This is a genomic window from Massilia timonae CCUG 45783 (assembly GCF_000315425.1).
GTDB lineage: Bacteria > Pseudomonadota > Gammaproteobacteria > Burkholderiales > Burkholderiaceae_D > Telluria > Telluria timonae.
In genome coordinates, this window is the sequence record NZ_JH992922.1 from 1,459,515 (window position 1) to 1,483,924 (window position 24,410).

Sequence of the window (24,410 nt, forward strand, 5' to 3'; positions counted from 1 at the left end):
CCCTCACCATGCACGCGCATCCAGTCACCGCCACCATGCTTCCCGGCGAACCCGCTCCCTTCTCCCAGACCCTCGAGACCGACAGCCAGCCACGCCTGCTGCTGGTCGACGACGAGCCACGCCTGCTGTCCTCGCTGTACGAACTGCTGCAGGGACGCGGCTACCGCCTGGTCACCGCGCCGTCGGGGACCGAAGCCCTGGCCCAACTGTCCCGCCAGCACTTCGACCTCGTCCTGCTCGACCTGCGCCTGCCCGACATCGGCGGCCACGAGATCATGGACTTCATCAACGAGAAGGGCATCGACGCCGACGTCATCGTGATGAGCGGCGAGATCGGCATCGACGCCGCGATCGGCGCGCTCAAGCGCGGCGCCTACAGCTACCTGCGCAAGCCCTACAGCCGCGAAGAGTTGCTCTCCACCGTGAGCAACGCGCTGCAGCGCCGTCGCCTGACCCTTGACAATGCGCGCATCGCGAACCAGCTCGAGAACTCCGAGAAGATGTACCGCTACCTGGTGGACTCGTCGCCGGACATCATCTATACCCTGAACCACGAGGGCCGCTTCACCTTCGTGAACGACCGCGCCTACCAGCTGCTCGGCTATACCCGCGAAGAGCTGATCGGCCAGCACTACTCGATCCTGGTGCACGAGGAAGACCTGGAGCGCGCGCGCTACGTGTTCAACGAGCGCCGCGTCGACGAGCGCGCCTCGCGCAACGTCGAGCTGCGCCTGAAGTGCCGCGGCGGCAATGGCCACGACCGCACCTTCAACACCACCCTGATGACGATCTCGCTCAACGCGATCGGCATGCACGTGCCGGACCAGGAAGTGAAGAAGCTCGAATTCTTCGGCACCTATGGCGTGGCGCGCGACATCACCGACCGCAAGCGCGCCGAAGAGGTCATCTCCTACCAGGCCTACCACGACATCCTGACCGACCTGCCGAACCGCATCCTGTTCAAGGACCGCCTGGGCCTGGCCGTGATCCAGGCCAAGCGCAAGCAGACCGAGCTCGCGGTGATGTTCATCGACCTGGACCGCTTCAAGCTGGTGAACGACACGCTGGGCCACGTGAAGGGCGACGAATTGCTGCAGCAGGCGGCCAGCCGCCTGAAGGAATGCCTGCGCAAGGGCGACACCCTGGCGCGCCAGGGCGGCGACGAGTTCACCATCGTGCTGCCCGAGCTGCGCGATCGCGACGACGCGCGCATGGTGGCGGATAAATTCCTGGAAGTGCTGCAGGACCCGTTCGACCTGGACGGCCACGAGGTGCACATCTCGGCCTCGATCGGCATCGCGATCTATCCGAAGGATGGCGAATCGATCGACGAGCTGCTGCGCCACGCCGACATCGCGATGTACCAGGTCAAGGCGCTGGGCAAGAACGGCCACAGCTTCTACCACGACTCGATGCTCGAAGTGTCGCACCAGAAGATAGCGCTGGAGCAGGCGCTGCGCCGCGCGCTCGAGCACGACGAGCTGGAGATGTTCTACCAGCCGCAGATCGACGCCATGACCGGCCGCATCACCGGCGCCGAAGCGCTGATGCGCTGGAACCACCCGACCCGCGGCCGCCTGTCGGCGGGCGAGTTCCTGCCGTTCGCCGAAGAGAACGGCCTGATGCTGCCGATCTCGGACTGGATGATCGGCGCCCTGTGCCGCGACATGCTGCAGTGGAATGCGATCGGCGGCAGCGAGATCCGCCTGTCGCTGAACCTGTCGCCGCAATACCTGGACCGCGGCGACTTTTTCGAGAAGATGCGTGGCGCGCTGGCGCGCTACGGCATCTCGCCGCAGCAGATCGAGGTCGAGATCACCGAGAACATCTGCATCCGCAATCCGCAGTATGCGATCGAGCAGCTCAACAAGCTGTGCCAGTTGGGCGTGTCGATCGCGATCGACGATTTCGGCACCGGCTACTCGTCCTTGTCGTACCTGCACCGCTTCCCGATCCACACCGTCAAGATCGACCAGTCCTTCGTCAAGGAGATCCACCAGGAAGACGGCCATTATCCGGTGATCCTGGCGATCATCTCGATCGCGCGCGGCCTGGGCCTGAACCTGATCGCCGAAGGCGTCGAGACCGAGGAGCAGGCGCGCTACCTGCGCGCCAACGGCTGCCTGACGATGCAGGGCTACCTGTACTACCGTCCGATTTCGCTGCAGGACTTCATGGCCGCGCTGCGCACCCAGTCGGGCGCCAGCCTGCGCGCGGTGCAGGCCTGACCGACCATGCTCGACGCCCCGCTGCAATCGAGCGCCACGTCCACTCACAGCGCTGCGCATTCCGCCGAATTCCTCCGTGTGAAAGCGCAGGCCGAGCGCGGCGTCGCCCAGGCCCAGCACAGCCTGGGCTTCATGTACGTGAGCGGCCAGGGGGTGCCGAAGAGCGACGAGCTGGCGGTGGCCTGGTACCGGATGGCGGCGGCGGCGGGGCTGGCGCAGGCCCAGTACAACCTCGGCGTGATGTTCCAGAAGGGCCAGGGCGTCGAGCAGGACTTCGGCCAGGCGGCCCACTGGTACGGGCGCGCGGCCGACCAGGGTTATGCGCCGGCCCAGTACAACCTGGGCTGGCTGTACGCGAAAGGCCATGGCGTGGCCAGCGACGTGGGCCGGGCGCTGCACTGGTTCAGCCAGGCGGCGGACCAGGGCGAGCCGGGCGCGCAGCACAACCTGGGCATGATGTTCGAGACCGGCAAGGGCGTGGCCCAGGACCAGGAAGCGGCGCTGCGCTGGTACCGGCGCGCCGCCGAGCAGGGCTATGTGCGCTCGCAGTACAACCTGGGGCTGCGCTACGAGGCCGGCCAGGGCGTGGCGCGCGACGTGCGCGAGGCGCTGGCCTGGATGCGCAAGGCGGCGGAGCAGGGCCATGCGCCGGCCCAGTTCAACCTCGGCCTGCGCTACGACAAGGGCCAGGACGTCGAGCAGGACAGCCGGCAGGCGATCCTGTGGTACGGCCGCGCCGGCGAGCAGGGGCATGCCAGCTCGCAGTTCAATCTCGCGCTCATTTACGACACCGGCCATGGCGTCCCGCGCGACGAAGCGCTGGCCCTGACGTGGTACCGGCGCGCCGCGGAACAAGGCCATGCCGGCGCCCAGAACAGCCTCGGCATGCGCCATGAACACGGACAGGGTGTGGCGGTCGACGCGGCGCAGGCGGCCGCCTGGTACCGGCGCGCGGCCGAGCAGGGGCTGCCGGCGGCCCAGTACCACCTGGGACAGTTGCTCGATGCCGGCAACGGGGTTGAGCAGGATCCGGCCCAGGCGACCGACTGGTATCGCAGGGCGGCCGAGCAGGGCCACCTGCGGGCCCAGTTCGACCTGGGCCTGCGTTTCGAGGCTGGCAACGGCGTCGAGCAGGACAGCGCGCAGGCGCTGGCCTGGTACCGGCGTGCGGCCGGCCAGGATTACGCGCCGGCCCAGTACATGGTGGGCGCGCTGCTCGACCGGATCGAGACCGGCGACCCGGTCGAGGCGACCGACTGGTTCCACAAGGCGGCCGACCAGAAGCACGCGCTGGCGCAGTTCGAGCTGGGGCTGCGCTACGACTGCGGCAAGGGCGTGGAGCGCGACTACGAGGCGGCCCATTTCTGGTACCTGTGCGCCGCGCGCCAGGGTCATGCGCGGGCCCAGTTCAACCTCGGCGTGATGTATGCGGCCGGGCAGGGCGCCCAGCGCGACCTGGTCGAGGCCTATGCCTGGCTGCACCGGGCCGGCGGCGCCGGCGTGGCGGCGGCCAACGCCTATCTGGCGAAGCTCGCGGGCCGGATGGAGGCGCAACAGTTGTCCCAGGCCGAGCGCCTGGTTGCTGGTTGATGCACCGCATTTGAACCGGCAGCACGTGCGCACGGCTGCGCCAGCGCACCGTATGCGTAGGCACGCCGCGTTATACTGTATGCCCATACAGCCACGCGCGCGCGATGGAACTCAACGACAAGCTCGAAATCCTGGCCGACGCGGCCAAGTACGACGCATCCTGCGCCAGCAGCGGTGCGCCCAAGCGCGGCTCCGAAGGCAAGGACGGCCTGGGCGCCACCACCGGCATGGGCATCTGCCACAGCTATACGCCGGACGGCCGCTGCGTCTCGCTGCTCAAGATCCTGCTCACCAATTTCTGCATCTACGACTGCCAGTACTGCATCAACCGGCGCACCTCGAACGTGCCGCGGGCGCGCTTCGCGGTCGATGAAGTCGTGAAGCTGACCCAGGATTTTTACCTGCGCAACTACATCGACGGCCTGTTCCTCAGCTCGGGCATCATCCAGTCGGCCGACTACACGATGGAGCAGCTGGTGGCAGTGGCGCGCCAGCTGCGCGAGGTGCACCAGTTCCGCGGCTACATCCACCTCAAGACCATTCCCGACGCCGATCCGCTCCTGATCCAGGAGGCCGGCCGCTGGGCCGACCGCCTGTCGGTGAACATCGAGCTGCCGACCCACGACAGCGTGACCCGCCTCGCGCCCGAAAAAAGCGTCCACACGATCAAGCTGGCGATGGGCTCGATCCGGCGCAAACTGGACGAAAAAGCCGAAGAGCCGAAGGCGCCGGCCTTCGCGCCGGCTGGCCAGAGCACGCAGATGATCGTCGGCGCCGACGCCAGCGACGACCACACCATCCTGAACACGGCCGAGACGCTGTACGGCAGCTACAAGCTCAAGCGCGTGTATTACTCGGCCTTCAGCCCGATCCCGCACAGCCCCGGCAGCGTGCCGCTGGCGCCGCCGCCGCTGCTGCGCGAGCACCGCCTGTACCAGGCAGACTTTTTATTGCGCGGCTACGGCTTCACGGCTGGTGAACTGATGCCGCAAACGGGCAACCTGGCACTGGACGTCGACCCCAAGCTGGCCTGGGCCCTGGCCAATCGCGAGCACTTCCCGATGGACCTGAACCGGGTGGATGCGTCGCTGATCCCGCGCATTCCCGGCATTGGCCTGCGCAACGCCAAGCGCATCGTCGAGCTGCGCCGCCTGCGCCGCATCCGCTGGGAAGATTTATCTCGCCTGCGTTGCAGCCTCAAGAAGCTGGCGCCCTTCGTCGTCACCGCCGACTACAAGCCGGCGCAGGGCGCGACCAGTTCCGAGCTGCTGCGCAAGCACATGGCCGATGCGCCGCAGCAGATGAACCTGTGGCCCGAATTGCAGGCGGCATGAGCGCCAGCGCCGGCGCGGATGCCAATGCCAGCGCCGCCGCCCTCGCCGCGACCGCGGTGGCGAGCGTGCGCGCGGGCCAGCCGCTGCCGGTGGACGGTTTCACCGCATGGCGCGCGGTGGCGCGCGAATTGCTGCGCGCTGGCGTGCCGCCCGAGGCGGTGACCTGGGGCGCGCCGGGCGCCGACCTGTTCTCGGGTGCGCCGGCTTCCCAAGCTGCTGCGCATAATGGGGGCGACCTCCTGGCGACTCAAGCGGTTGAGCAGGAGCCTTCCAATGCAACGGCGCCAAGGCCGCATGTCCCTCGCTCCCTGATGGAGATGCTGCAGACCGCCGCCTGCTACCGCGATCACGACCGCTGGGCCTTCCTGTATCGGGTGATCTGGCGCTGGCAACAGGGCGAGCACGACGTGCAATCGCCCGCCGATCCGGACGGGCAGCGGCTGCACGTGATGGTCAAGGCGGTGCGGCGCGAGGTACACGATATGCACGCCTACATCCGATTCCGTGAACGGCCGATCGAGGCCGGCGCGCCCCATTTCGTGGCCTGGTTCGAACCCAGCCACGACGTCCTGCCGCAGGTGGCCGAGCATTTTGTGGCGCGCATGGGCAAGGTGAGCTGGATGATCGCCACGCCCGACGCCAGCGTGCTGTGGGACGGCGCCACCCTGCACCATACCGGCCCGCTGATGTCGAGCGCGGCCGACCTCGACGATGCGGGCGAGGCCCTGTGGCTGACCTATTACCGCAGCATCTTCAACCCGGCGCGCCTGAACACGCAGGTCATGAACAGCCACATCCCGTCGCGCTTCTGGAAGAACCTGCCGGAAGGCGCGCTGGTGCCGTCGCTGGTGAGCCAGGCCGGCCTCGGCGCGCGCCGCATCGGCCAGGTCGAGGCGGTAGGGCGGCGCAGCGGTCGCACGATCCCGATCGAAGCCGAACAGGCGCAGCCCGAGCGCCAGCAGCCGTCGAAGCTGGACGAGTGCCGGCGCTGCGACCTGTGGGAACACGCGACCCAGGCGGTCGGCGGCGAAGGGCCGAAGCACGCGCAGATCATGCTCGTCGGCGAGCAGCCGGGCGACCAGGAAGACCTGGCCGGCCAGCCCTTCGTCGGCCCGGCCGGCAAGCTGCTCGACCGCGTGTTCGAGCAGGCCGGCGTGGAGCGCAAGGGCGTCTACATCACCAACGCCGTCAAGCATTTCAAGTGGGAGCCGCGCGGCAAGCGGCGCCTGCACAAGACGCCGGCGCAGAAGGAGATCGAGGCCTGCCACTACTGGCTCGAGAAGGAGATCGCCACCCGCAAGCCCAAGGTCATCGTGGCGATGGGCGCGACCGCGCTCAAGTCGGTGCTGCAGGCCGGCAGCGCGACGCTCAAGGACAAGCTGGGACGGCCCATACGCCATGGCGACAGCTGGGTGGTGACGATCTACCACCCGTCGTACGTGCTGCGCGTGCCGGACGAGGCGTCCAAGCACGAGGCGTTTTCGGTGATGGTCAAGGGCTTGAAGCTGGCGCAGGAATTATTGGACCGGCCAGATGTGCCGGAGCCGCCGGAAAGCTGACGTATGCATGATATGCGCCGTTCATGTAATTGAAACAGCCGTGTTACAGCGGCTTCGCTGACGCTGCCATTGGCGTAAGATCTGGCGATTCCCATCACCGGATCATTTCATGAGCAAACTCGCCGTACCTGCTTTCTGCATATGCATGCTGGCCGCTCCCGCCTGGGCGCAATCGGAAGATGCGACCGTCCCGGCGCAGGCCGCCGTCGATGTGCTTGAGACCGCCGCCGAACCGGCGCCGGAGCAGATCCACGTCGTGGCCCAGCGCCCCGGACCGGGCATGTGGAAGGTAACGAAGGGCGAGCACGTGTTGTGGGTGTTCGGCATGTACGGGCCGGTGCCAAAGAACATGCAGTGGCGCTCGCAGCAGGTCGAAAACGTCATCATGAATTCGCAGGAATACCTGTCGGCGCCAAGCGTCTCGGCCAGCCCGGGTTTCTTCAGGGGGATCACGCTGCTGCCAAGCTTCATCGGCATGCGCAAGAATCCGGATGGCGCAACCTTGCGTGACGTGATGCCGGCGGAGGAGTATGCGCGCTGGACCACGCTCAAGTCCAGGTACTTGCCCGAGAACGACGACGTCGAGCGCGAGCGCCCGATCTTCGCGGCGGAGGTGTTGTCGAACGCCGCGCGCAAGCAGGCGGGCCTGGTCGACAGCTACGCGGTGCGCAAGCCGCTGCTGGACCTGGTCAAGAAGGCGAAGCTGAAGGAGACCTCGTCGACCTTCCAGCTGCCGATGGACAATGCGCGCACGGTGCTGAAGAACTTCAAGAAATCGACCCTGGGCGACGCCGCCTGCCTGGCGCGTACGATGGCCACGCTGGAGCAGGACATCGAGGCCGCCAGCCAGCGCGCCAATGCCTGGGCCAAGGGCGATATGGATGAAATGCGCAAGCTGGATTTCGCCAGCCGCGAAGAGGCCTGTTCCGGCGCCCTGATGAACAGCGCGGCATTCGATGCCGAGCCCGAATTCAAGCATATGAGGACGCGTGCGAACGAAAAATGGATCGCTTCGGCCGAGAAGGCGCTCGCGGCCAATGCCTCGACCTTCGCCGTGCTGAAGATCGAGGATATCTTCGACCCGACAGGGGTCATCTCGGCGCTGGCGGCGAAGGGATATGCGGTCGAGCAGCCGGATTGATCCGGGGCAGGCGCGGGAGGGGCGGAAAATTGTCAAACCGTCCCAAACGCGCGTAGAATGCTGGCAACGCGGGTGTAGTTCAATGGTAGAACGGCAGCTTCCCAAGCTTCATACGAGGGTTCGATTCCCTTCACCCGCTCCAGTTGCCATTCCTGTGGCTGAGCAGCGCCATCCCGTCTCCGATCGCGATATCCTCCGAGTTCTTCCGTTTTGCCGAGCAAGGAGCGCTTCGCATGAGCCCCGTTTCGCCTTTACGCCGCCACCTGTTGCAATCCGTGCTCGCCGCATCCGGCAGCCTGGCCCTGCCATCGCTCCATGCCGCACCAGGTCCCGCGCCGCTGCTCACCCGCCCGATTCCCTCGTCCGGCGAGCAGATCCCGGTCATCGGCCTGGGCAGCTGGATCACCTTCAACGTCGGCCGCGACCCGCAGGCGCGCAAGGAATGCCAGGAGGTGATGCGCCAGTTCTTCGCCGGCGGCGGTCGGATGATCGATTCCTCCCCGATGTACGGCTCGGCTCAGGACGTGATCGGCGAAGCGATACAGGCCATCAAGCCGCAGCGCCTGTTCTCGGCCGACAAGGTGTGGATCAGCGGCGGCGCGCGTGGCGTGCAGCAGATCGAGGCATCGCGCAAGCTGTGGCGCGTGCCGCGCTTCGACCTGCTGCAGGTGCATAACCTGCTGTCGTGGGAAGAGCATCTGAAGACCCTGCTGGCGATGAAGAAGGAAGGGCGGCTGCGCTATGTCGGCATCACGACGTCCGAAGGCCGGCGCCATGGCGAGATCGAAAAGATCATGGCCTCGCAACCCATCGACTTCGTTCAGGTCTCGTACAATGCCCTTGATCGTGAGGTGGAGCAGCGCATCCTGCCGCTGGCGCGCGAGCGCCGCATCGGCGTGATCGCCAACCGGCCATTCCGCCAGGGAGACCTGACGCAGGCGCTGGCCGGCAAGCCGCTGCCCGGCTGGGCCGCGGACATCGGCTGCACCACCTGGGCCCAGGCGCTGCTGAAGTTCATCGTGTCCCACCCCGCCGTCACCTGCGCGATCCCTGCCACCTCCAGCGTGGCCCACGTGCGCGAGAACCTGCTGGCCGGCACCGGCCGCATGCCCGACGAGGCCCTGCGCAAGCGCATCGCCCAGGACGCCGAAAGGCTGGCATGAGCGAATGGTGGACCGAGTGGGCGAGCTACAGGCTGTCGGACTTGTTGATGTTTTCGCAGCGCAGCTACTACCGGCTCATCGCCTTGTACAACGAGGCGGTCTGGCCTGCGCACCTGCTGGCGCTGGCGGCCGGTCTGGCCATCATCGGCTGCGTTGCGCGTCCCGGTGCCCGTACGCGCCGCGGCGCGCTGCTGTTGCTGGCATCGGCCTGGGCCTGGGTCGGCTGGGCATATCACCTGGAACGCTATGCGGACATCAATACCGCCGGTCCTTATTTCGCGCTCGCATTCGGCGTGCAGGCCCTGTTGCTGTTCTTCGTGGCGCTGCGGCCGCACGGCGCCGCGCCGGCCCACGCGCAGAAACATGTGGCGCTGGGCCTTTCCGCCCTGGCGGTGCTCGGGTATCCGCTGCTCGCGCTGGGCAGTAGTCGCGGCTGGAACCACGCTGAAGTATTCGGTATCGCGCCCGATCCGACCGCCGTCGCCACGCTGGGAGTGCTGCTGGCTTGTCGCGCCCATCCACTCTATTGGCTGATTCCGCTGGCCTGGTGTGCAGTGAGCGGCGCGACCCTGATGGAGCTGCGCGTGGGCTATGCCTGGCTGTTGCCGACGTTTGCGATTCTTGCAGTTGCTGCCGGTTTGCTCTTCAGGCACTCAAGACACTAGCCAGTACATTGATTCCGATGTTATTTGTCACTGCTGGGCAGTTTACGGGCAAGCAGCTGCTTGAGAGAGCTATCGGACATCCCCGGATAACGAATGTCATCAATCCGCCAGCCATTTTTCTTTCTGGCCATACGGTACTCCAGCCGCACCTTCTCGCCGCTGGAAGGATAGGTGAATTCAACGGCCACGATGTCTTTTGGCATGGAACGTATCGTCAAGTCGACGGCAGCCGGGTCCTGTGACGCGAAAATGGGGTCGAAGTCCAGGTTACATATCTCGCCGGTTTTTGCGGCGCAGTGACCGTCTTTGACCAGTAGAGAAGCCAGCTCCTGAGCAAAATAACGGCGAAGGACCGAACTTTCTTGCTGCGCTAGCGGCTTGCCAAAAGCGTTAATCGAACTCGACAGCACCTGCCAGGCGAAGGTCTTGTACAGGCTACCGACAATGGCGACTTGTTCATCTGATTCGCGTGGCGCCGCAGTGGATGGAGCAAGAAAGATGAGAGCAAAAGAGATCGCGCAGAGGGCGCGGCTAAGGACGGTAGACAGCATACTCGGGCCTTTCTCTGCGATAGGTTGGACCAGCCCAGAAGTCTCGTTGGGCAAAATCGGATATCCATTTCTCGCCGTCGAATCCTGCGATATGGCCTGCTGGATTCCCGCCGGAATACGGTTGAATTACCACGATATCGCCCTTTTTAAACTTGAAATGCTCAGGGGCAGGGACGGCGACGACATGGAATCCATTTCTCGTTAGGATAGGCCCCCAATCCTTGGCCCTGAGTGGATGGCCTGAAGTATTGGCGCCAGCAGCTTCAAGCGCCAGCCGAACGAAGCGGGCACATCTGCCTTGACTTTGATTTTTTGCGTTTGTGCGCAAATGCGATGCGAACTTTTCCACATCAATCGACATGATATTGGCGTGTTATTGAAGACACGACCAATTATTATTGTCTCCCTGATGTGAGCATTGCGCATTCGCAATCACCCAGCTGCAACCACATATCGCTCAGCTCGACGTCAGATTGATACCGCCGACATGTATTCAGGTGGCGAAAGCGAAAGCACCCTCGGCCAGTCTTTCAAGAACCTGGGCCTTGCCCGCAAGGACTATGTGCTGGTCACCGAGGTGTACAGCCGCATGGGGCAAGGCCGCAACGATGTCGGCGCTTCACGCGGCCACATCATGGATGCAGTCGAAGCGAGCCCGCAACGGCTGCAGACGGATTACATCGATGTACCAGATCCACGCGACCGATAGCGTCCACTTCCTGATATGGCCTGTGGCGCGCGTTCCAGGCCGACTCAGCTCGACAGGAGATTGCCTGACCTGAATGAATCCTCGCCCGCCACCTTACACACGTGCATGCCACGCAGCAGGTGCCGGTGCGCCGTGCTGGCGAACAGCAGTCCCGGGCGGCTGGCCGCCACCGGCGTGACCTGGCCGCTGACCGGATTGACGATGTCCGCGATCGGCTCGCCGGCCGCCACCTGATCGCCCAGCTTCTTGCGAAACACCAGCACGCCCGCATGCGGCGCCGTCAACGGTTCGACCGCATCCAGCGGCGTCGGACCGCATTGCGCCGGGGGCAGGGCGGCCGTCGGGATGTCGAGCACGCCCTGGTGCGCCAGGTATTGCAGGATGGCCTCGGCATCCCGTTGCGCGTAGTCGTAGTTCACGTCGTTCTCGCCGCGCAGCTCGACGGTGACGGCGGCGCAGGCGGGCGGGATGGCGGCGTCGATGAAATGGTCGGCCAGGTCCCACCACAGCCGGCTGCAGGCTTCGTCGAAGGCTTCGCCGCCCGATTCCTTGGCCACCAGCAGCACGCGTGCGCCCATCAGGTCGGCCAGCGGCTGCACCACCTCGACCAGCGGCGTGCCGGTGTACATGTGCAGCACCGCCTCGTTATCGCAGTGCAGGTCGAGCACGATGTCGGCGTCGATCGCCATCGTCAACAAGGTCTTCTTGAGCGTCGCGGCATTGTCCGCCGGTTCCCAGGCGGCGACCTCGCGCCGCGCATGCTCGCGGATCAGGGCGACGTTGGCCGCGGCGTCCGCGCCCAGCCGGCCTTCGAGCGCGCTCTTGAGCGCATCGGCGGCGTGGCGGTAGGCGCGATTGAAGTTGGTGCCGGTGGACAGGTCGTAGCGGCCGAACGGCGCGCCATGCACGACCTGCGACAATCCGAGCGGATTGGCGGCCGGGACCAGGATGACCTCGCCCTTGATCCGGCCCTCGGCATCGAGCTTTTCCAGCTGCCCGCGCAGCACATGGGCCACCAGCATCGCCGGCACTTCGTCGGCATGGATCGCGGCCTGGATGTACACCTTCTTGCCGCTGCCGGGGGCGCCGTAGTGGAAGGACGTCAGGTGCAGGGTGGCGACGTTGTCGTCGATGGCGATCGGGTGTTTCGTCGAGTGCATGGCAAAGGGCTCCGGCGTTGCTGGGGGAAGACAATGATTATGCTTGATTCCGCCTTGCCGCCACGCACGGCCGATGGCAGGGGCGGCTGCGCTATAATGACAGCCGTTTTTTCCGCATATTCCACTCCCCATGTCTTCTGAAAAGCCCACCAGTGGTCCGGCACGGTCCATGCTGTACGATCCCACCGAACACCGCATCCGCAGTTTCGTCACGCGCGCAGGACGGCTGTCGACCGCGCAGGCGCGGGCTTTCGAGGAGCAGGGCCCCAAGTTCCTGATCGAGTACAAGAAAGAGCCGCTCGACCTCGAGCAGGCCTTCGGCCGCAAGGCGCCGGTCGTCCTCGAAATCGGTTTCGGCATGGGCGACACCACGGCCCACATCGCGAAACTGATGCCCGAGAAGGACTTCCTGGGCGTCGAGGTGCACACGCCGGGCGTCGGCAGCCTGCTCAAGCAGATCGGCGAGCAGGACATCGCCAACCTGCGCCTGGTCCAGCACGACGTGTTCGAGGTGCTGAACCACATGATTCCTGACGGCGCGCTGCACGGCGTGCACGTGTTCTTCCCCGATCCATGGCACAAGGCGCGCCACAACAAGCGCCGCCTGATCCAGCCGGCCTTCGTCAAGCTGCTGTGCCGGAAGATCGCACCTAGCGGCTACCTGCACCTGGCGACCGACTGGGAAGACTATGCGGTGCAGATGCTCGAGGTGTTGAGCGCCGAGCCGGAGCTGGTCAATACCGCCGAGGGCTATGCGCCGCAGCCTGCATACCGTCCGCTGACCAAGTTCGAGAACCGCGGCATCAAGCTGGGCCACGGAGTGTGGGACCTGGTCTTCACGCGCAAGTAAGTGTCTATCCGGGGGCGAATCGTCGTTCGCTCCCCCGTCTTCGTCGTTCATCACCACCTGCTGTTCCGGGCTGCCGGAAGTTCCTAGACTGGACTTGTTGATATACATTAACGAGCACAGAGGAGAACGGCATGTGGAAGCGCATCGAACAATGGAACCGTGAGGTGGAAGCGGAGCAGCTCGCGGTGCTGCGCGACCCCTCGCTGGTGGAGCAGGTGCCGGCCGGCTGCCGCCGTTTCTTCGCCCGCAAGCTGGCCGAGATGTCGCCCGCCGAACGCGAATCCCTGTACCGGTTTTCCAGTGCCGTCAGCACCTCGGCAGCCCTGCTGGCGCTGCTCAAGCTGTGCGTCCTGCTGTCGGTGCTCGGTTTCCTGATCAATCTGGCCTTCCTGCCGTCGAAACCATGGTGGCAAACGGTCATCGCCGCCAATGCGATCGGGATCGCGGTGGCCATGTCGCTGATGGGCGTCTGGTTCAACTACGGGAAAGTCGTGCGCGCCAAGGGCAGGGCGCTGGTCACGATCGTCGGCCTCGGCCTGGTGGGCGGGCTGTTCGGCGGATTGACCGCCATGTTCGAGACGGGCACGCATTGGTCGGTCCTGCTCGACAAGCTGCCCAGGATCGTCGTCACCGTGACACTCGTCGTGACCGCGCTGGTGGCGATACCGACCATCGTGGTTGCCGTGCTGCGCAATCGCCACTATCAGATCCAGGCCGAGCAGCTCAAACGCGATGCCGAACAGGAGCGCCTTGCGCGCGAACTGAGCGAAACCCAGCTGCGCCTGCTGCGCGCCCAGATCGAGCCGCACTTCCTGTTCAACACCCTCGGGGCGGTGCAGCAGCTGGCCGAGCAGGGGGCGCCGCGGGCCGCCGAACTCACGTCCCACCTGATCGACTTCCTGCGCGGCAGCATGAGCGATATGCGTTGCAGCTCAGCGTCGCTGGCGACCGAATTCGGCCTGGTCGGCTCTTACCTGCGGGTGATGCAGATCCGGATGGGCGAGCGCCTGCGCTACACGGTCGATGTGCCCGATGCATTGGCCGCCACCCGGATTCCCAGCATGCTGGTGCTGACCCTGGCCGAGAACGCGATCAAGCACGGCATCGAGCCGTCCCTGCACGGCGGCGAGATCGCGGTCACGGCCCATGACGACGGCGGAACGATCCGCATCCGGGTGCGCGACAGCGGCGTCGGCATGAGCGACACCCCGGGCGCCGGCGCCGGCCTGGAAAACGTGCGCCACCGCCTGCGCCTGGCTTACGGCGAGGGCGCCTGCCTGCTGCTTTCCGAAGCCGAGCCCGGCCTGCTGGCCGAGATCGCCATCCCCTGCAAGGAGCAAGCATGAGCGCCACCGTGCTGGTCGCGGAAGACGAACCGTTGATGCGCGAGCGCCTGCTCGGCCTCTTGGCCACGGCCTGGCCCGAGGCCAGTATCGTGGCGGTTGCCGAGAATGGCCTGGATGCCTGGGACGCCTGGCTCGAACACGAGCCGCAGGTCGTGTTCCTGGACATCCGCATGCCCGGCATGTCGGGGCTGGAAGTGGCCGAACGCATCGGCCGCCGCTCGCACGTGGTGTTCGTCACCGCCTATGACCAGTATGCGGTCGATGCCTTCGATGCCGGCGCGGTCGACTACCTGCTCAAGCCGATCCAGCCGGGGCGCCTGGACAAGGCCTTGACGCGCCTGCGCGAAAAACTGGATGTCCGCCCGGACGATGTCAGCAAGGTGATCCAGCAAGTGAAAGAAGCGTCGCCCGAGCCGAAGCGCGAAAAGCTGAAATGGCTGAAAGCCAGCGTCGGCAAGCAGATCCGCCTGATCGACGTCGAGGAAGTGCTGTTCTTCCAGGCGGACACCAAGTACACGCGGGTGGTGCTGCCTGGCTCCGAGGCGCTGGTGCGCATCCCGCTGAAGGACCTGGTGGGAGGGCTCGACCCAGGGCTGTTCTGGCAGATCCACCGCGGCACGCTGGTGAATGTGAACGCGATCAAGGCGGCCGAGCGCGTCGACGCCGAACGCATGCAGGTGCTGCTGCGCGGCAGCAGCGAGGTGCTCCCGGTCAGCCGCAGCTTTACGTACCTGTTCCGGGAGTGAACCCGGTCAGCTCATCTCGTTGATGATCGCGACGATCTCGTCGCCGTACGAGACGAGCTTCTTCTCGCCGACGCCGGACACGCCGCGCAGCTGGTCGATCGAGGACGGCTTGACCTTGGCGATCTCGCGCAGCGTCGCATCCTGGAACACGACATAGGCCGGCACGCCGTGTTCGCGCGCGGTGCCCATGCGCCACGAGCGCAGGCGGTCGAAGATCGCCTGTTCGTCGCGCGACAGTTCGGTTTCTTCGTAGCTCGAGCGCGAGGTGGACGGACGCTTGGCCTTGACCGGCTTGGCGTACTGGCGCAGCTGCACCTTCTGCTCGCCCTTGAGCACCGGCCGCGCGGCGTCGGTGAGCTTGAGCGAACTGAAGGCGTCGTGGTCGACCGTGACGAGGCCGAGGGCGATCGCCTGCCGCAGGATGGCGCGCCATTCCTGCTCGGAGCGGTCGGCGCCGACGCCATACACGGTGAGCTTGTCGTGGTGCCACTGGCTGATGCGTTCGGTCTGCGCGCCGCGCAGCACGTCGATCACGTGGCCGCCGGCGAAGCGCTGGTCGACCCGGTAGATGGCCGACAGCAGCTTCTGCACCGGCACCGTGCCGTCGAAGCTGACCGGCGGCACCAGGCAGGTGTCGCAGTTGCCGCAGGGGCCGGAGCGCTCGCCGAAATAGTCGAGCAGGCGCATGCGCCGGCAGCTGAGCGTCTCGCACAGTCCGAGCATGGCGTCGAGCTTCATCGACAGCACGCGCTTGAAGGTTTCGTCGGCCTCGGATTCGTCGATCATGCGGCGCTGCAGGACGACGTCCTGCAGGCCATAGGCCATCCAGGCGCTGGCCGGCTGGCCGTCGCGGCCGGCGCGGCCCGTTTCCTGGTAATAGCCCTCGATGCTCTTGGGCAGGTCGAGGTGGCAAACAAAACGCACGTCGGGTTTGTCGATGCCCATGCCGAAGGCGATGGTGGCGACCATGACGATGTTCTCTTCGCGCAGGAATCTAGCCTGGTTGGCGGCGCGCACCGTGTGCTCCATGCCGGCGTGGTAGGCCATGGCGCGGATGCCGTGCTCGTTCAGGAAGTCCGCGGTCTCCTCGACCTTCTTGCGCGACAGGCAATAGACGATGCCGGAATCCTGCGGGTGCTCGCTCGTGATGAAATCGATCAGCTGCTTGCGGCCGGTGGTCTTCTCGACGATCGAGTAGCGGATGTTGGGGCGGTCGAACGACGACACGAACTGGCGCGCGTCTTCCAGCTGCAGGCGGTGCGCGATCTCGGCCCGGGTCTGCTGGTCGGCGGTCGCGGTGAGCGCGATGCGCGGCACGTTCGGGAAGCGCTCGTGCAGGATCGACAGGCGGATGTATTCGGGGCGGAAGTCATGGCCCCATTGCGAGACGCAGTGCGCCTCGTCGATGGCGAACAGCGAGATGCGCGAGGCCTCGAACAGCTCGAGGCAGCGCGGCGTCATCAGGCGCTCGGGCGCCACGTAGACGAGGTCGATCTCGCCGCTGCGCACCAGGCGCTCGATGCGCAGGGTTTCTTCGAACGTTTGGGTCGAGTTGAGGAAGGCGGCGCGCACCCCGACTTCTTCGAGCGCATCGACCTGGTCTTGCATCAGGGCGATGAGCGGGGAGACGACGACGCCGACGCCGTCGCGCAGCAGGGCGGGGATCTGGTAGCACAGCGACTTGCCGCCGCCGGTCGGCATCAGGACCAGCGCGTCGCCGCCGCTGGCCACGTGCTCGACGATCTCTCCCTGCTGCCCGCGGAAGGCGGGATAGCCGAAGACCGTCTCCAGCACATGGAGAGCGCGCGCGCCGAGGTCGGCGCCGATATCGGGATTCATACTGTCTGTTTCAGTGTTTTGGACGAAGGTAAGGCTGGTAGTTTACTCCGACCAGTTGACCAAGCCAAAGTGAGCGGTCACCAGCACCAGGATACCGAATACGATACGGTACCAGGCGAAGATCGTGAAGTCGTGCGTGCTGATGTAGCGCAGCAGCCAGCGCACGCACAGGAAGGCCGCGATAAAGGCCGAGACGAAGCCGAGGCCGAACAGCGGGAAGTCGGCCATCGACAGTGCTTCGCGTTCCTTAACCACAGAATACACCGTAGCGCCAAGCATCGTCGGCATGGCAAGGAAGAACGAAAACTCGGTGGCCGCCTTGCGCGACAGGCCGAACAGCATGCCGCCGATGATGGTCGAGCCCGAACGGCTGGTGCCGGGGATCAGGGCGAAGGACTGGGCGAAGCCGACCTTCAGGGCGTCGAGCGCCGTCATGTCGTCGACGCTCTCGACCCGCGCCGGCGCGTTGCGCAGGCGCTGGCGCCGTTCCACCCACAGGATGATGACGCCGCCCACGACCAGGGCGATCGCCACCGGCACCGGGTGGAACAGGAGTTCGGTGATCGTGGCGCTGAACAGCACGCCGGCGACGGCGGCCGGCAGGAAGGCGATCGCGACGTTGCGCGCGAAGCGCTGCTGGAGCGGATCCGAGCCCAGCCCGGAAAACAGGCGCATGACGCGCTCGCGGTACTCCCAGACGACGGCCAGCACGGCGCCCAGCTGGATCACGATCTTGAATACCGTTTCTCTGACGCCTGTGAAATTGAGCAACTCGCCCGCAAGAATCAGGTGACCGGTGGAAGAAATCGGAAGAAATTCGGTGAAGCCCTCGACCAGGCCCATGATGATCGCCTTGATGGCGAGCGCAATATCCATGAATTGTATTGGTGTGGAAGTGATCTGGGGACGGGCCGCACAGGCAGGCCGGCTCGGGCTCGAAGCTTACCATGAGCCGGGCCGCCACCGTTGGGCTAACTGAACCGTACAGACGATTTTACGGACGGCAATGTGCAGCCGCCCGGCGTCTGGACAGGCGCGCGAATGAAAAAAGCGCTTGCACCGAATGTGAAATCGCGTGCTAAACTAAATCCATGAGTAATCCTGCACTCACCCAATGAGTCTATTATTAGTCATCATCCTTGCCGCGCTGTCCTGGCTGGCATTTCATGACTGGCAGTTGCCCAACGCATTACGCTACCGACCCTTCCAGGGCCGGGTCTGGCGCAGTTCCTTCCCATCCGCATCCCGTAAAGACATCCGCGAATTCCTGTCGGTGTTCGGCGCCGCCTTCTCGTTCGGCGACAGCGACAAGCTGCACCTGCGTCCCGACGACCAGGTGCTGGGCGTGGTGCGCGCGGCCCGGTCCGCACGCTGGATGCCCGACGCATCCGACATCGAGCCGCTGGCGCGCGCCCTGCGCGAGCGCTACGGCCTGCGCCTGGACGAGGTCTGGCATGACGGCTTGACCCTGGGCGGGCTGTTCCAGCGCGTGCAACAGGCGCGCGGCAAATCGGCGAGGTAGGGCGGGCGGCGGCTCGCCGCCGACCCTACGGCGCTGTCGCTTCTTCCAGCTCGCTCAGCCAGCGGATCGCCTGCGGGCGATCATCGCCGCACATTTCATGCGACGGCTGCAGGCCGCCGCAGAAGGCCGGCCGTTCTGCTTGTCCAAAGAGTCGGCAGCGCTCATCCTCTCCCAATTGCACGCAACGCACTCCAGCCGGCTTGCCGTTCGGCATACCCGGAATCGGACTGGTGATCGAAGGCGCGGTGCAGCAGGCGCCACATTGCGGCCGGCACTGGAAAGAGGCGGACATGGACATCGGGGAGTGCTTGGAACGGAGCCCGCCAGTATACCCCGGTCGTCTGCAAGCGGACGGCGACCTCTTCATAAAAACAGTTGAATCTACGGTTACTACCACATTTCGACTAATATAGTTTCGCCTATACAACGGTTGCTTGACTGTACGGACAAGCGCGTTCTATATTGATTGTTCCTTAGATAATTTCTGGGCGGGAATATGGACTGCCAAGTTGACAGCAAGCCGCGCTGGGAACGTCGCAAGGAAGCGCGTCCCAAAGAGCTCCTGGCTTCCGCGATCGAGCTGTTCGTCGAACGTGGTTTCGCCTCTACCCGCCTGGAAGACGTGGCCCGCCGCGCGGGCGTGTCGAAGGGAACGCTCTACCTGTATTACGCCAACAAGGAAGACCTGTTCAAGGCGGTCGTCCGCCAGACCATCCTGCCGATGATCGACGATGCCGAGACCTCGGTGGCGGAGTTCGACGGCAATAGCGCCGAATTGCTGCGTCAAGTGATCCTGTCCTGGTGGGTGCGCATCGGCGCGACCAAGGCGTCCGGCATCAGCAAGCTGATCCTCGCCGAAGCCGATAATTTTCCCGAAATGGCGCGCTTCTACCAGGAAGAGGTCATGGCGCGCGGCATGCGCATGATTTCGAACATGCTCGAACGCGGCATCCGCCGCGGCGAATTCCGCGCGATCGACGTGTCGCAGACGGCGCAGGTACTGATCGCACCGCTGCTGATGCTCTCGACCTGGAAGCATACGATCGCCCCCTGCGATCGCTGTGACCTGCAGCCTGAGGCCTTCCTGGAAGCATTCCTCGACATCACCCTGCACGGCCTGCTTCCCGCATCCAGGTAACTTGCCTATCACGCCAGGGACGGATTTCTGGCGTTCATCCCCTTCAAACTGCAGACTGTCGCAATTTTCCGCTGGCTCGGCCGTGCATCGTTAAGATGTGCGTCCAGAGGCCATTGAGCGATTAGAATATCGGATTATTTATTTTTCCACCGAGAATTGAAATGAATATCGAACAAGCCCGCTTCAACATGATCGAACAGCAAATCCGTCCGTGGAACGTCCTGGACGAAGATGTGCTGGCGCTGCTGCACGTGGTCAAGCGCGAACAATTCGTGCCGAAGGCCTACGAGAACCTGGCGTTCGCGGATGTCGAGATTCCGTTGCCGGGCGGCGAGACGATGTTCAATCCGAAGGTCGAAGCGCGCATCGTGCAAGAGATCGCGGTGAAAAAACATGAGAACGTGCTCGAGATCGGCACCGGTTCCGGCTACATGGCCGCGCTGCTGGCGCACAAGGCGCGCCACGTGACCACGGTCGAGATCCAGCCGGAGAGCGTGACCCTGGCCAGGGAAAACCTGGCCAAGGCCGGCGTCGGCAACGTCAGCGTGGAAGAAGGCAATGGCGCCCAGGGCTGGTCGACGGGCGCCGAATTCGACGTGATCGTGGTCTCGGGCGGCCTGCCGGTGCTGCCGGAAGCGCTGGTCAAGCAGCTGAAGGTGGGCGGCCGCATGATCGCCATCCTGGGCGAGGCGCCGGCGATGAGCTGCCAGCTGATCACCCGCACCTCGGAAACGGCGCACGACGCGGTCAAGGTGTTTGAGACCGTGGCCAAGCCGCTGACCGGCGCCGAAGCGCCGTCGCGCTTCACCTTCTGAGGGCGAGCGATGCGACAGATTACCGCACCCGAGTTGGCCGCCTGGCTGGCCGACCCGGCGCGCGAGCAGCCGCTGCTGCTCGACGTGCGCGAGGACTGGGAATTCGAGACCTGCAGGATCGCAGGCTCGACCCAGATCCCGATGCACCTGATTCCGGTCCGCGTGAGCGAGATCGACGACGACAGGGAAGTGGTGTGCATTTGCCACCACGGCGCGCGCAGCATGAACGTGGCCGCTTTCCTCGAGCGCAATGGATTCAGTAACGTAACGAATTTAACGGGCGGGGTACACGCCTGGGCCGTACAGGTCGATCCGTCGATGCCGAAGTATTGACCTGATCCTCAACTAGATGACTCCTGTGGAGATAGCAATGCAGAAACCCCTACTTGCCGTGCTGCTTGCCAGCGCGTGCTTCTCGCTTAACGCCCATGCTGCCGACCTGATCCAGGTGTACCAGCAGGCGCTGGCCAACGATGCGACGTATGCGAGCGCGCGCGCCTCGCTGGCCGCCGGCCGCGAGCGGATCACCCAGGGGCGTGCGGGCTTGCTGCCGACCGTGGGTCTCAGTGGTGGAATCAGCAAGAACGACAACGAGTTCGATCCATGGAATATCGGCCAGGTAGGCACCTTGCCGAACGGCCAGCCGGGCATCATCGATTCGAGCGGCTCGAACCTGCGCACCAACGAATACACGCTGTCGCTGCAGCAGCCGTTGTACCGTTGGGATCGCTGGCAGACTTACCAGCAGAGCAAGCTGCAGCAGGCGATCGCCGAGGCGCAGTTCGCCCAGGCCCAGCAAGACCTGATCACACGCGTGGCCACGGCCTATTTCGACGTGCTGGCGGCGCAGGATGCGCTCGAGTCGACCCGCGCCCAGAAGGAAGCGACCACCGAACAGCTGGCGTCGGCCAAGCGCAACTTCGAGGTCGGCACCCAGACCATCACCGACACCCACGAAGCGCAGGCCGCGTACGACCTGGTGCTGGCGCAGGAATTCGCCGCCGTCAACGAGCTGGACAACAGGCGCAACACGCTGCAGACGATCATCGGCACCGCGCCGGGCAACCTGGCCCCGCTCAAGCCGGGCGTGACGCTGGCGGTGCCGCAGCCGGCCTCGGTCGATCCCTGGGTGTCGTCGGCCGAGAACCAGAACTACGGCGTGACCGTCGGCCAGCTGCAGGTCGAGATCGCCATGCGCGACATCTCGCGCAACCGCGCCGGCCACCTGCCGACCGTCGACCTGGTGGCGAGCTCGACCCGCCGCGACGTCAACGGCCGCACCGGCAGCTCGGGCGACACCAAGAACAATGCGATCGGCGTGCAGTGGAGCGTGCCGATCTTCAGCGGCTTCGCCGTCACCAGCCGCGTGCGCGAATCGATCGCCCTGGAAGACCGTGCCCGCAACGACCTGGAAGCGACCCGCCGCAACGCGGCGCTGCAGGCGCGCCAGTCCTTCCTGGGCGTGAACAGCGGCCTGGCCCAGGTCAAGGCGCTGGAAGCGGCGGAAGTGTCCAGCCAGTCGGCGCTGGAGTCGAACAAGCTGGGTTACCAGGTCGGCGTGCGCATCAATATCGATGTGCTGAACGCCCAGCGCCAGCTGTACCAGACCCGCACCGACCTGTCGCGCGCGCGCTATGACGTGATCATCAACGGCCTGCGCCTGAAGGCGGCGGCCGGATCGCTGCGCGAGGCGGACCTGGTGCCTGTGAACAGCCTGCTGGGAGAGTGATCTTCGAGCCTGCGCCTTGGGGGCGCAGGTTTGAAAAGCCCGGGTGGCCAGCGTGCTGGCAACCCGGGTTTTTTCATTTTTTAAATTACAGCGCCCGTGCGCGGCGCCACTGGATCAGTTCGGCGATGGTGAGGATCGGGAAGGCGCGCTCTTCGGCGAACTGCTCGATCTGCTCGCCGCGCATCATGGTGCCGTCCGGGTTCATCAGCTCGCACAGCACGGCGGCCGGCTGCAGGCCGGCCAGCCTGGCCAGGTCGACCGAGCCCTCGGTATGGCCGGCGCGCGCCAGCACGCCGCCCGGCGTCGCGCGCAGCGGGAACACGTGGCCGGGACGCACCAGATCGTCCGGCTGCGCATTGCGCGCGATCGCGGCCTGGATGGTGGAGACGCGGTCCGCGGCCGAGACGCCGGTGGTCACGCCATGGCGGGCTTCGATCGAGACCGTGAACGGGGTGCCGTAGCGGCTGCCGTTCTCCGGCGCCATCGGCGGCAGTTCGAGCGCGCGCACCTTCTCGTCGGACAGGCACAGGCAGACGATGCCGCTGCATTCGCGGATCATCAGCGCCATGGATGCAACGCTCAGCTTTTCGGCGGCGACGATCAGGTCGGCCTCGTTCTCGCGGTCGAAGTCGTCGAGCAGGATGACGGGAATACCGGCGCGCATGGCGGCCAGGGCGGCGGCAATACGACCTTCGAGGTCATTGCTGTGAAGGGTGTAGGTAGGGACTAACATGTGAAACGCTCCTCGCAGTGGTTGGCGAAAAACGCATCAGGGCAAAGCGAAACCGCGCACCTGTTCAGCCGCGAAGGCGCGGGTGACCAGGCGCATGACAGCGCACATCTTCTTTCATCCGGACTATACCGTCGGCCCTGGCTTCTTACCAGGTCTGCTGACCCTGCTCAATGGGAGTTGAGCAGGCGCTCGCGGGCTCGACCCGTGAAGGTCATACCGCCGGTGGGGAATCGCACCCCGCCCCGAAGACGTAATTACATTGTGGTGCACTGCTCAGTGGCAGGCGGAGGTGATTGTAGCAGTGAAGAACTGACTCTGCTGAAGAGCGCTCAAAATTAAGAATGTGAGAGAAAGTGCGGTCGTGTTCTGCATGCGTGATCTAACTTCCGCGATTTCTAGCGTTGGGAACCGTCGAATATCTGATCGTAAGCTGCGGAGAATCAGGACAAAACGCATTGTTCGTTGCCGTAAGTGAGAGTCAGAGCAATCGCTCTTGGATTCGAATTGTAAGAGTTATGTTGTCAGTGAAGAGCGCTATGGGGTCGAATAAATTTGAGTTACGTTTATTTTTTGCAATCTCCAAACCGGGCATCTCCCAAGCTATAGTCTACATCGATCACTTGCACGAAAGTCTTTCCCGAGCCAGCAGGTTTTATACAGAATTCTCCTGAGTATCCATCCCTGCTTGATCCTTCACGTTTTGCTTGTAAATAGACAGAGTAAACCTTTAATAACTGAAGCGATTCGAGTGTGCGTTGCGTTGTCCCATTTGGACTTTCCCCAAAAGGAATGCAATGTTTAGGAAATATTTTTGGAAGTGCATTGTAGTCAGTTGCTCTAAAACTCCAAATGGAGTGCGGCAAACTATCATGATCTTCGCCACTTGGTAGTTCATTGATGAATAGTCCATAAAGTGGAAGGCCATTTCTGGTTTCAGAATTATTTGGAATCGAAAAGCAGGGGATTCCGTTCAGGTCCGTAATTCCAACAGTTCCTACTCGTGACAATGCTATCGATGAAGTATGAGTAAGAAACATCATAATAACTGCAATGCAACGTCCAACTCTAAAATGTAAGGATCTGCAGTTCGTCATGGTTCTATCTTGGAAAATTGGCCTTGTTACTTGGATCGCTATTACATTGTGATGCACTGCTCAACAGCAGGCGGAAGGATTGTAGCAGCGGTGTGCGGAATTTGCTGGAGGCGGTCGAATCCTGGCTGCTGCTCCGTCTGTCAATCTTGCCGCGTATCCCATTGCCAGATTGATTTGCCGTAAGAGGACTGAGTATCGGGAAATGTCTCTCCATGTGCGAACCAACGGCGCGAGTCCAGGTATGCTGGCGTAAAGTAGTTGTTTAGTTCCGTGCGATCATTTTCCTCGTCGTAGCTGGCCTTTGTTCCGTGCAAAGGCTATGCTCGACGACTTGATTGCTGGATTCAGCAGTCCCGGCATTCAATCGCACCAGGAGGAGTTGGCAGCATGAGTTCACGCATTCACCCGCAAGCCCGTACCACCCCGAAAATCCGACAGGAGATCAAGGATTCGGGCCTATCCGACCGACAGGCCGCGAAGGTTTTCAACATCAGCCGC

Annotated in this window: 24 protein-coding genes, 1 tRNA gene, 1 pseudogene and 1 riboswitch; of the genes and pseudogenes, 18 read left to right on the top strand and 8 right to left on the bottom strand. The window is 64.3% G+C overall.

Going from position 1 to position 24,410, the window contains the following annotated elements; genetic code table 11:
- Positions 1-35: 35 nt before the first annotated feature.
- The 8 genes from HMPREF9710_RS06150 (at position 36) to HMPREF9710_RS06185 (ending at position 9,680) form a co-directional block, all read left to right on the top strand.
- On the top strand, positions 36-2,228 hold the full coding sequence (locus HMPREF9710_RS06150) for an EAL domain-containing response regulator (RefSeq protein ID WP_085986708.1): 2,193 nt from the start codon (positions 36-38) through the stop codon (positions 2,226-2,228).
- Between the two features lie 6 nt (positions 2,229-2,234).
- On the top strand, positions 2,235-3,818 hold the full coding sequence (locus HMPREF9710_RS06155; RefSeq protein ID WP_005664852.1) for a tetratricopeptide repeat protein: 1,584 nt from the start codon (positions 2,235-2,237) through the stop codon (positions 3,816-3,818).
- Between the two features lie 104 nt (positions 3,819-3,922).
- A complete protein-coding gene (locus HMPREF9710_RS06160; RefSeq protein WP_005664860.1) occupies positions 3,923-5,152 on the top strand; it encodes a putative DNA modification/repair radical SAM protein in 1,230 nt (409 codons plus the stop codon).
- Positions 5,149-6,711 carry a UdgX family uracil-DNA binding protein gene (locus HMPREF9710_RS06165; protein WP_005664862.1) on the top strand — a complete coding sequence of 521 codons (1,563 nt, stop codon included), beginning with the start codon at positions 5,149-5,151 and terminating at the stop codon, positions 6,709-6,711. Before HMPREF9710_RS06160 ends, HMPREF9710_RS06165 begins: the two co-directional genes overlap by 4 nt.
- 109 nt (positions 6,712-6,820) lie before the next feature.
- Positions 6,821-7,852, top strand: coding sequence for a TraB/GumN family protein (locus HMPREF9710_RS06170; RefSeq protein WP_005664863.1), 1,032 nt, complete (start codon positions 6,821-6,823; stop codon positions 7,850-7,852).
- Between the two features lie 68 nt (positions 7,853-7,920).
- A tRNA-Gly gene (locus HMPREF9710_RS06175) sits at positions 7,921-7,994 on the top strand.
- Positions 7,995-8,085: 91 nt separating this feature from the next.
- Positions 8,086-9,015 carry an aldo/keto reductase gene (locus tag HMPREF9710_RS06180; RefSeq protein ID WP_005664865.1) on the top strand — a complete coding sequence of 310 codons (930 nt, stop codon included), beginning with the start codon at positions 8,086-8,088 and terminating at the stop codon, positions 9,013-9,015.
- Entirely contained in the window at positions 9,012-9,680 is a 669-nt protein-coding gene (locus HMPREF9710_RS06185; protein WP_005664866.1) for a DUF6064 family protein, read from the top strand. Before HMPREF9710_RS06180 ends, HMPREF9710_RS06185 begins: the two co-directional genes overlap by 4 nt.
- Before the next feature lie 20 nt (positions 9,681-9,700).
- Here the strand turns inward: HMPREF9710_RS06185 and HMPREF9710_RS06190 are convergent, their stop codons facing one another.
- Both HMPREF9710_RS06190 and HMPREF9710_RS26970 read right to left on the bottom strand, forming a co-directional pair.
- The gene (locus HMPREF9710_RS06190) at positions 9,701-10,231 is read right to left on the bottom strand and encodes a YqhG/Tai3 family protein (protein WP_005664868.1); all 531 of its coding nucleotides are present in this window, start codon (positions 10,229-10,231) and stop codon (positions 9,701-9,703) included.
- Positions 10,212-10,592: a hypothetical protein gene (locus HMPREF9710_RS26970; protein WP_081589855.1), complete on the bottom strand. Its 381-nt coding sequence runs from the start codon at positions 10,590-10,592 to the stop codon at positions 10,212-10,214. Before HMPREF9710_RS26970 ends, HMPREF9710_RS06190 begins: the two co-directional genes overlap by 20 nt.
- A gap of 57 nt (positions 10,593-10,649) precedes the next feature.
- Between HMPREF9710_RS26970 and HMPREF9710_RS06195 the strand changes: the two genes are divergently transcribed.
- Positions 10,650-10,940, top strand: coding sequence for an aldo/keto reductase (locus HMPREF9710_RS06195; RefSeq protein WP_229409741.1), 291 nt, complete (start codon positions 10,650-10,652; stop codon positions 10,938-10,940).
- 44 nt (positions 10,941-10,984) lie between these two features.
- On the opposite strand, the gene HMPREF9710_RS06200 is transcribed toward HMPREF9710_RS06195, so the two are convergent.
- Complete coding sequence (locus HMPREF9710_RS06200) at positions 10,985-12,100, bottom strand: succinylglutamate desuccinylase/aspartoacylase family protein (protein ID WP_005664872.1); 1,116 nt, start codon at positions 12,098-12,100, stop codon at positions 10,985-10,987.
- 169 nt (positions 12,101-12,269) lie between these two features.
- On the opposite strand from HMPREF9710_RS06200, the gene trmB reads away from it, so the two are divergent.
- The 3 genes from trmB (at position 12,270) to HMPREF9710_RS06215 (ending at position 15,042) form a co-directional block, all read left to right on the top strand.
- Positions 12,270-12,950, top strand: a complete 681-nt coding sequence (trmB, locus tag HMPREF9710_RS06205) for a tRNA (guanosine(46)-N7)-methyltransferase TrmB (RefSeq protein ID WP_005664874.1) — start codon at positions 12,270-12,272, stop codon at positions 12,948-12,950.
- 131 nt (positions 12,951-13,081) lie between these two features.
- Positions 13,082-14,296: a sensor histidine kinase gene (locus tag HMPREF9710_RS26460; RefSeq protein ID WP_005664875.1), complete on the top strand. Its 1,215-nt coding sequence runs from the start codon at positions 13,082-13,084 to the stop codon at positions 14,294-14,296.
- On the top strand, positions 14,293-15,042 hold the full coding sequence (locus HMPREF9710_RS06215; protein ID WP_005664877.1) for a LytR/AlgR family response regulator transcription factor: 750 nt from the start codon (positions 14,293-14,295) through the stop codon (positions 15,040-15,042). The genes HMPREF9710_RS26460 and HMPREF9710_RS06215 overlap by 4 nt, the downstream gene beginning before the upstream one ends.
- 6 nt (positions 15,043-15,048) lie before the next feature.
- Here the strand turns inward: HMPREF9710_RS06215 and recQ are convergent, their stop codons facing one another.
- Positions 15,049-16,881, bottom strand: coding sequence for a DNA helicase RecQ (gene recQ / locus HMPREF9710_RS06220; protein ID WP_005664878.1), 1,833 nt, complete (start codon positions 16,879-16,881; stop codon positions 15,049-15,051).
- 42 nt (positions 16,882-16,923) lie between these two features.
- Positions 16,924-17,757, bottom strand: a complete 834-nt coding sequence (locus HMPREF9710_RS06225; RefSeq protein ID WP_005664880.1) for an undecaprenyl-diphosphate phosphatase — start codon at positions 17,755-17,757, stop codon at positions 16,924-16,926.
- 238 nt (positions 17,758-17,995) lie between these two features.
- Here HMPREF9710_RS06225 and HMPREF9710_RS06230 point away from each other — a divergent pair, with 238 nt between their 5' ends.
- Positions 17,996-18,403, top strand: coding sequence for a hypothetical protein (locus tag HMPREF9710_RS06230; RefSeq protein WP_005664882.1), 408 nt, complete (start codon positions 17,996-17,998; stop codon positions 18,401-18,403).
- 25 nt (positions 18,404-18,428) lie between these two features.
- On the opposite strand, the gene HMPREF9710_RS27720 is transcribed toward HMPREF9710_RS06230, so the two are convergent.
- Positions 18,429-18,701 (bottom strand): YkgJ family cysteine cluster protein, encoded by a 273-nt coding sequence (locus HMPREF9710_RS27720; protein WP_143054485.1) that lies wholly within the window; start codon positions 18,699-18,701, stop codon positions 18,429-18,431.
- A gap of 198 nt (positions 18,702-18,899) precedes the next feature.
- Here HMPREF9710_RS27720 and HMPREF9710_RS06235 point away from each other — a divergent pair, with 198 nt between their 5' ends.
- The 4 genes from HMPREF9710_RS06235 to HMPREF9710_RS06250 all read left to right on the top strand — a co-directional run bounded on the left by HMPREF9710_RS06235 (position 18,900) and on the right by HMPREF9710_RS06250 (position 22,085).
- A complete protein-coding gene (locus HMPREF9710_RS06235) occupies positions 18,900-19,541 on the top strand; it encodes a TetR/AcrR family transcriptional regulator (protein ID WP_005664884.1) in 642 nt (213 codons plus the stop codon).
- A 161-nt stretch (positions 19,542-19,702) separates the two neighbouring features.
- Complete coding sequence (locus HMPREF9710_RS06240; RefSeq protein ID WP_005664885.1) at positions 19,703-20,356, top strand: protein-L-isoaspartate O-methyltransferase family protein; 654 nt, start codon at positions 19,703-19,705, stop codon at positions 20,354-20,356.
- Positions 20,357-20,365: 9 nt separating this feature from the next.
- Positions 20,366-20,689 carry a rhodanese-like domain-containing protein gene (locus HMPREF9710_RS06245; protein WP_005664887.1) on the top strand — a complete coding sequence of 108 codons (324 nt, stop codon included), beginning with the start codon at positions 20,366-20,368 and terminating at the stop codon, positions 20,687-20,689.
- Between the two features lie 37 nt (positions 20,690-20,726).
- Positions 20,727-22,085, top strand: coding sequence for a TolC family outer membrane protein (locus tag HMPREF9710_RS06250; RefSeq protein WP_005664889.1), 1,359 nt, complete (start codon positions 20,727-20,729; stop codon positions 22,083-22,085).
- Between the two features lie 85 nt (positions 22,086-22,170).
- On the opposite strand, the gene ribB is transcribed toward HMPREF9710_RS06250, so the two are convergent.
- Both ribB and HMPREF9710_RS27725 read right to left on the bottom strand, forming a co-directional pair.
- On the bottom strand, positions 22,171-22,818 hold the full coding sequence (ribB, locus tag HMPREF9710_RS06255) for a 3,4-dihydroxy-2-butanone-4-phosphate synthase (protein WP_005664892.1): 648 nt from the start codon (positions 22,816-22,818) through the stop codon (positions 22,171-22,173).
- A gap of 102 nt (positions 22,819-22,920) precedes the next feature.
- A riboswitch (FMN riboswitch) is annotated at positions 22,921-23,072 on the bottom strand.
- Positions 23,073-23,381: 309 nt separating this feature from the next.
- Positions 23,382-23,858 (bottom strand): hypothetical protein, encoded by a 477-nt coding sequence (locus HMPREF9710_RS27725; RefSeq protein WP_157225438.1) that lies wholly within the window; start codon positions 23,856-23,858, stop codon positions 23,382-23,384.
- Positions 23,859-24,299: 441 nt separating this feature from the next.
- Here HMPREF9710_RS27725 and HMPREF9710_RS28990 point away from each other — a divergent pair.
- A pseudogene (locus HMPREF9710_RS28990) lies at positions 24,300-24,410 on the top strand (IS481 family transposase); the annotation flags it as partial.

Bases quoted from the DNA above. Each gene is read 5' to 3' on its own strand.
- HMPREF9710_RS06230 (WP_005664882.1), top strand. From the start codon at position 17,996: ATGAGTCTATTATTAGTCATCATCCTTGCCGCGCTGTCCTGGCTGGCA.
- HMPREF9710_RS06165 (WP_005664862.1), top strand. From the start codon at position 5,149: ATGAGCGCCAGCGCCGGCGCGGATGCCAATGCCAGCGCCGCCGCCCTC.
- HMPREF9710_RS06180 (WP_005664865.1), top strand. From the start codon at position 8,086: ATGAGCCCCGTTTCGCCTTTACGCCGCCACCTGTTGCAATCCGTGCTC.
- HMPREF9710_RS06240 (WP_005664885.1), top strand. From the start codon at position 19,703: ATGAATATCGAACAAGCCCGCTTCAACATGATCGAACAGCAAATCCGT.
- HMPREF9710_RS27720 (WP_143054485.1), bottom strand. From the start codon at position 18,701: ATGTCCATGTCCGCCTCTTTCCAGTGCCGGCCGCAATGTGGCGCCTGC.
- HMPREF9710_RS06150 (WP_085986708.1), top strand. From the start codon at position 36: ATGCTTCCCGGCGAACCCGCTCCCTTCTCCCAGACCCTCGAGACCGAC.
- HMPREF9710_RS06245 (WP_005664887.1), top strand. From the start codon at position 20,366: ATGCGACAGATTACCGCACCCGAGTTGGCCGCCTGGCTGGCCGACCCG.
- HMPREF9710_RS06160 (WP_005664860.1), top strand. From the start codon at position 3,923: ATGGAACTCAACGACAAGCTCGAAATCCTGGCCGACGCGGCCAAGTAC.
- HMPREF9710_RS06200 (WP_005664872.1), bottom strand. From the start codon at position 12,100: ATGCACTCGACGAAACACCCGATCGCCATCGACGACAACGTCGCCACC.
- HMPREF9710_RS06225 (WP_005664880.1), bottom strand. From the start codon at position 17,757: ATGGATATTGCGCTCGCCATCAAGGCGATCATCATGGGCCTGGTCGAG.
- HMPREF9710_RS27725 (WP_157225438.1), bottom strand. From the start codon at position 23,858: ATGATGTTTCTTACTCATACTTCATCGATAGCATTGTCACGAGTAGGA.
- HMPREF9710_RS06235 (WP_005664884.1), top strand. From the start codon at position 18,900: ATGGACTGCCAAGTTGACAGCAAGCCGCGCTGGGAACGTCGCAAGGAA.
- HMPREF9710_RS06215 (WP_005664877.1), top strand. From the start codon at position 14,293: ATGAGCGCCACCGTGCTGGTCGCGGAAGACGAACCGTTGATGCGCGAG.
- HMPREF9710_RS06170 (WP_005664863.1), top strand. From the start codon at position 6,821: ATGAGCAAACTCGCCGTACCTGCTTTCTGCATATGCATGCTGGCCGCT.
- ribB (WP_005664892.1), bottom strand. From the start codon at position 22,818: ATGTTAGTCCCTACCTACACCCTTCACAGCAATGACCTCGAAGGTCGT.
- HMPREF9710_RS06190 (WP_005664868.1), bottom strand. From the start codon at position 10,231: ATGCTGTCTACCGTCCTTAGCCGCGCCCTCTGCGCGATCTCTTTTGCT.
- HMPREF9710_RS06250 (WP_005664889.1), top strand. From the start codon at position 20,727: ATGCAGAAACCCCTACTTGCCGTGCTGCTTGCCAGCGCGTGCTTCTCG.
- HMPREF9710_RS26970 (WP_081589855.1), bottom strand. From the start codon at position 10,592: ATGTCGATTGATGTGGAAAAGTTCGCATCGCATTTGCGCACAAACGCA.
- HMPREF9710_RS06185 (WP_005664866.1), top strand. From the start codon at position 9,012: ATGAGCGAATGGTGGACCGAGTGGGCGAGCTACAGGCTGTCGGACTTG.
- trmB (WP_005664874.1), top strand. From the start codon at position 12,270: ATGCTGTACGATCCCACCGAACACCGCATCCGCAGTTTCGTCACGCGC.
- HMPREF9710_RS26460 (WP_005664875.1), top strand. From the start codon at position 13,082: ATGTGGAAGCGCATCGAACAATGGAACCGTGAGGTGGAAGCGGAGCAG.
- HMPREF9710_RS06155 (WP_005664852.1), top strand. From the start codon at position 2,235: ATGCTCGACGCCCCGCTGCAATCGAGCGCCACGTCCACTCACAGCGCT.
- recQ (WP_005664878.1), bottom strand. From the start codon at position 16,881: ATGAATCCCGATATCGGCGCCGACCTCGGCGCGCGCGCTCTCCATGTG.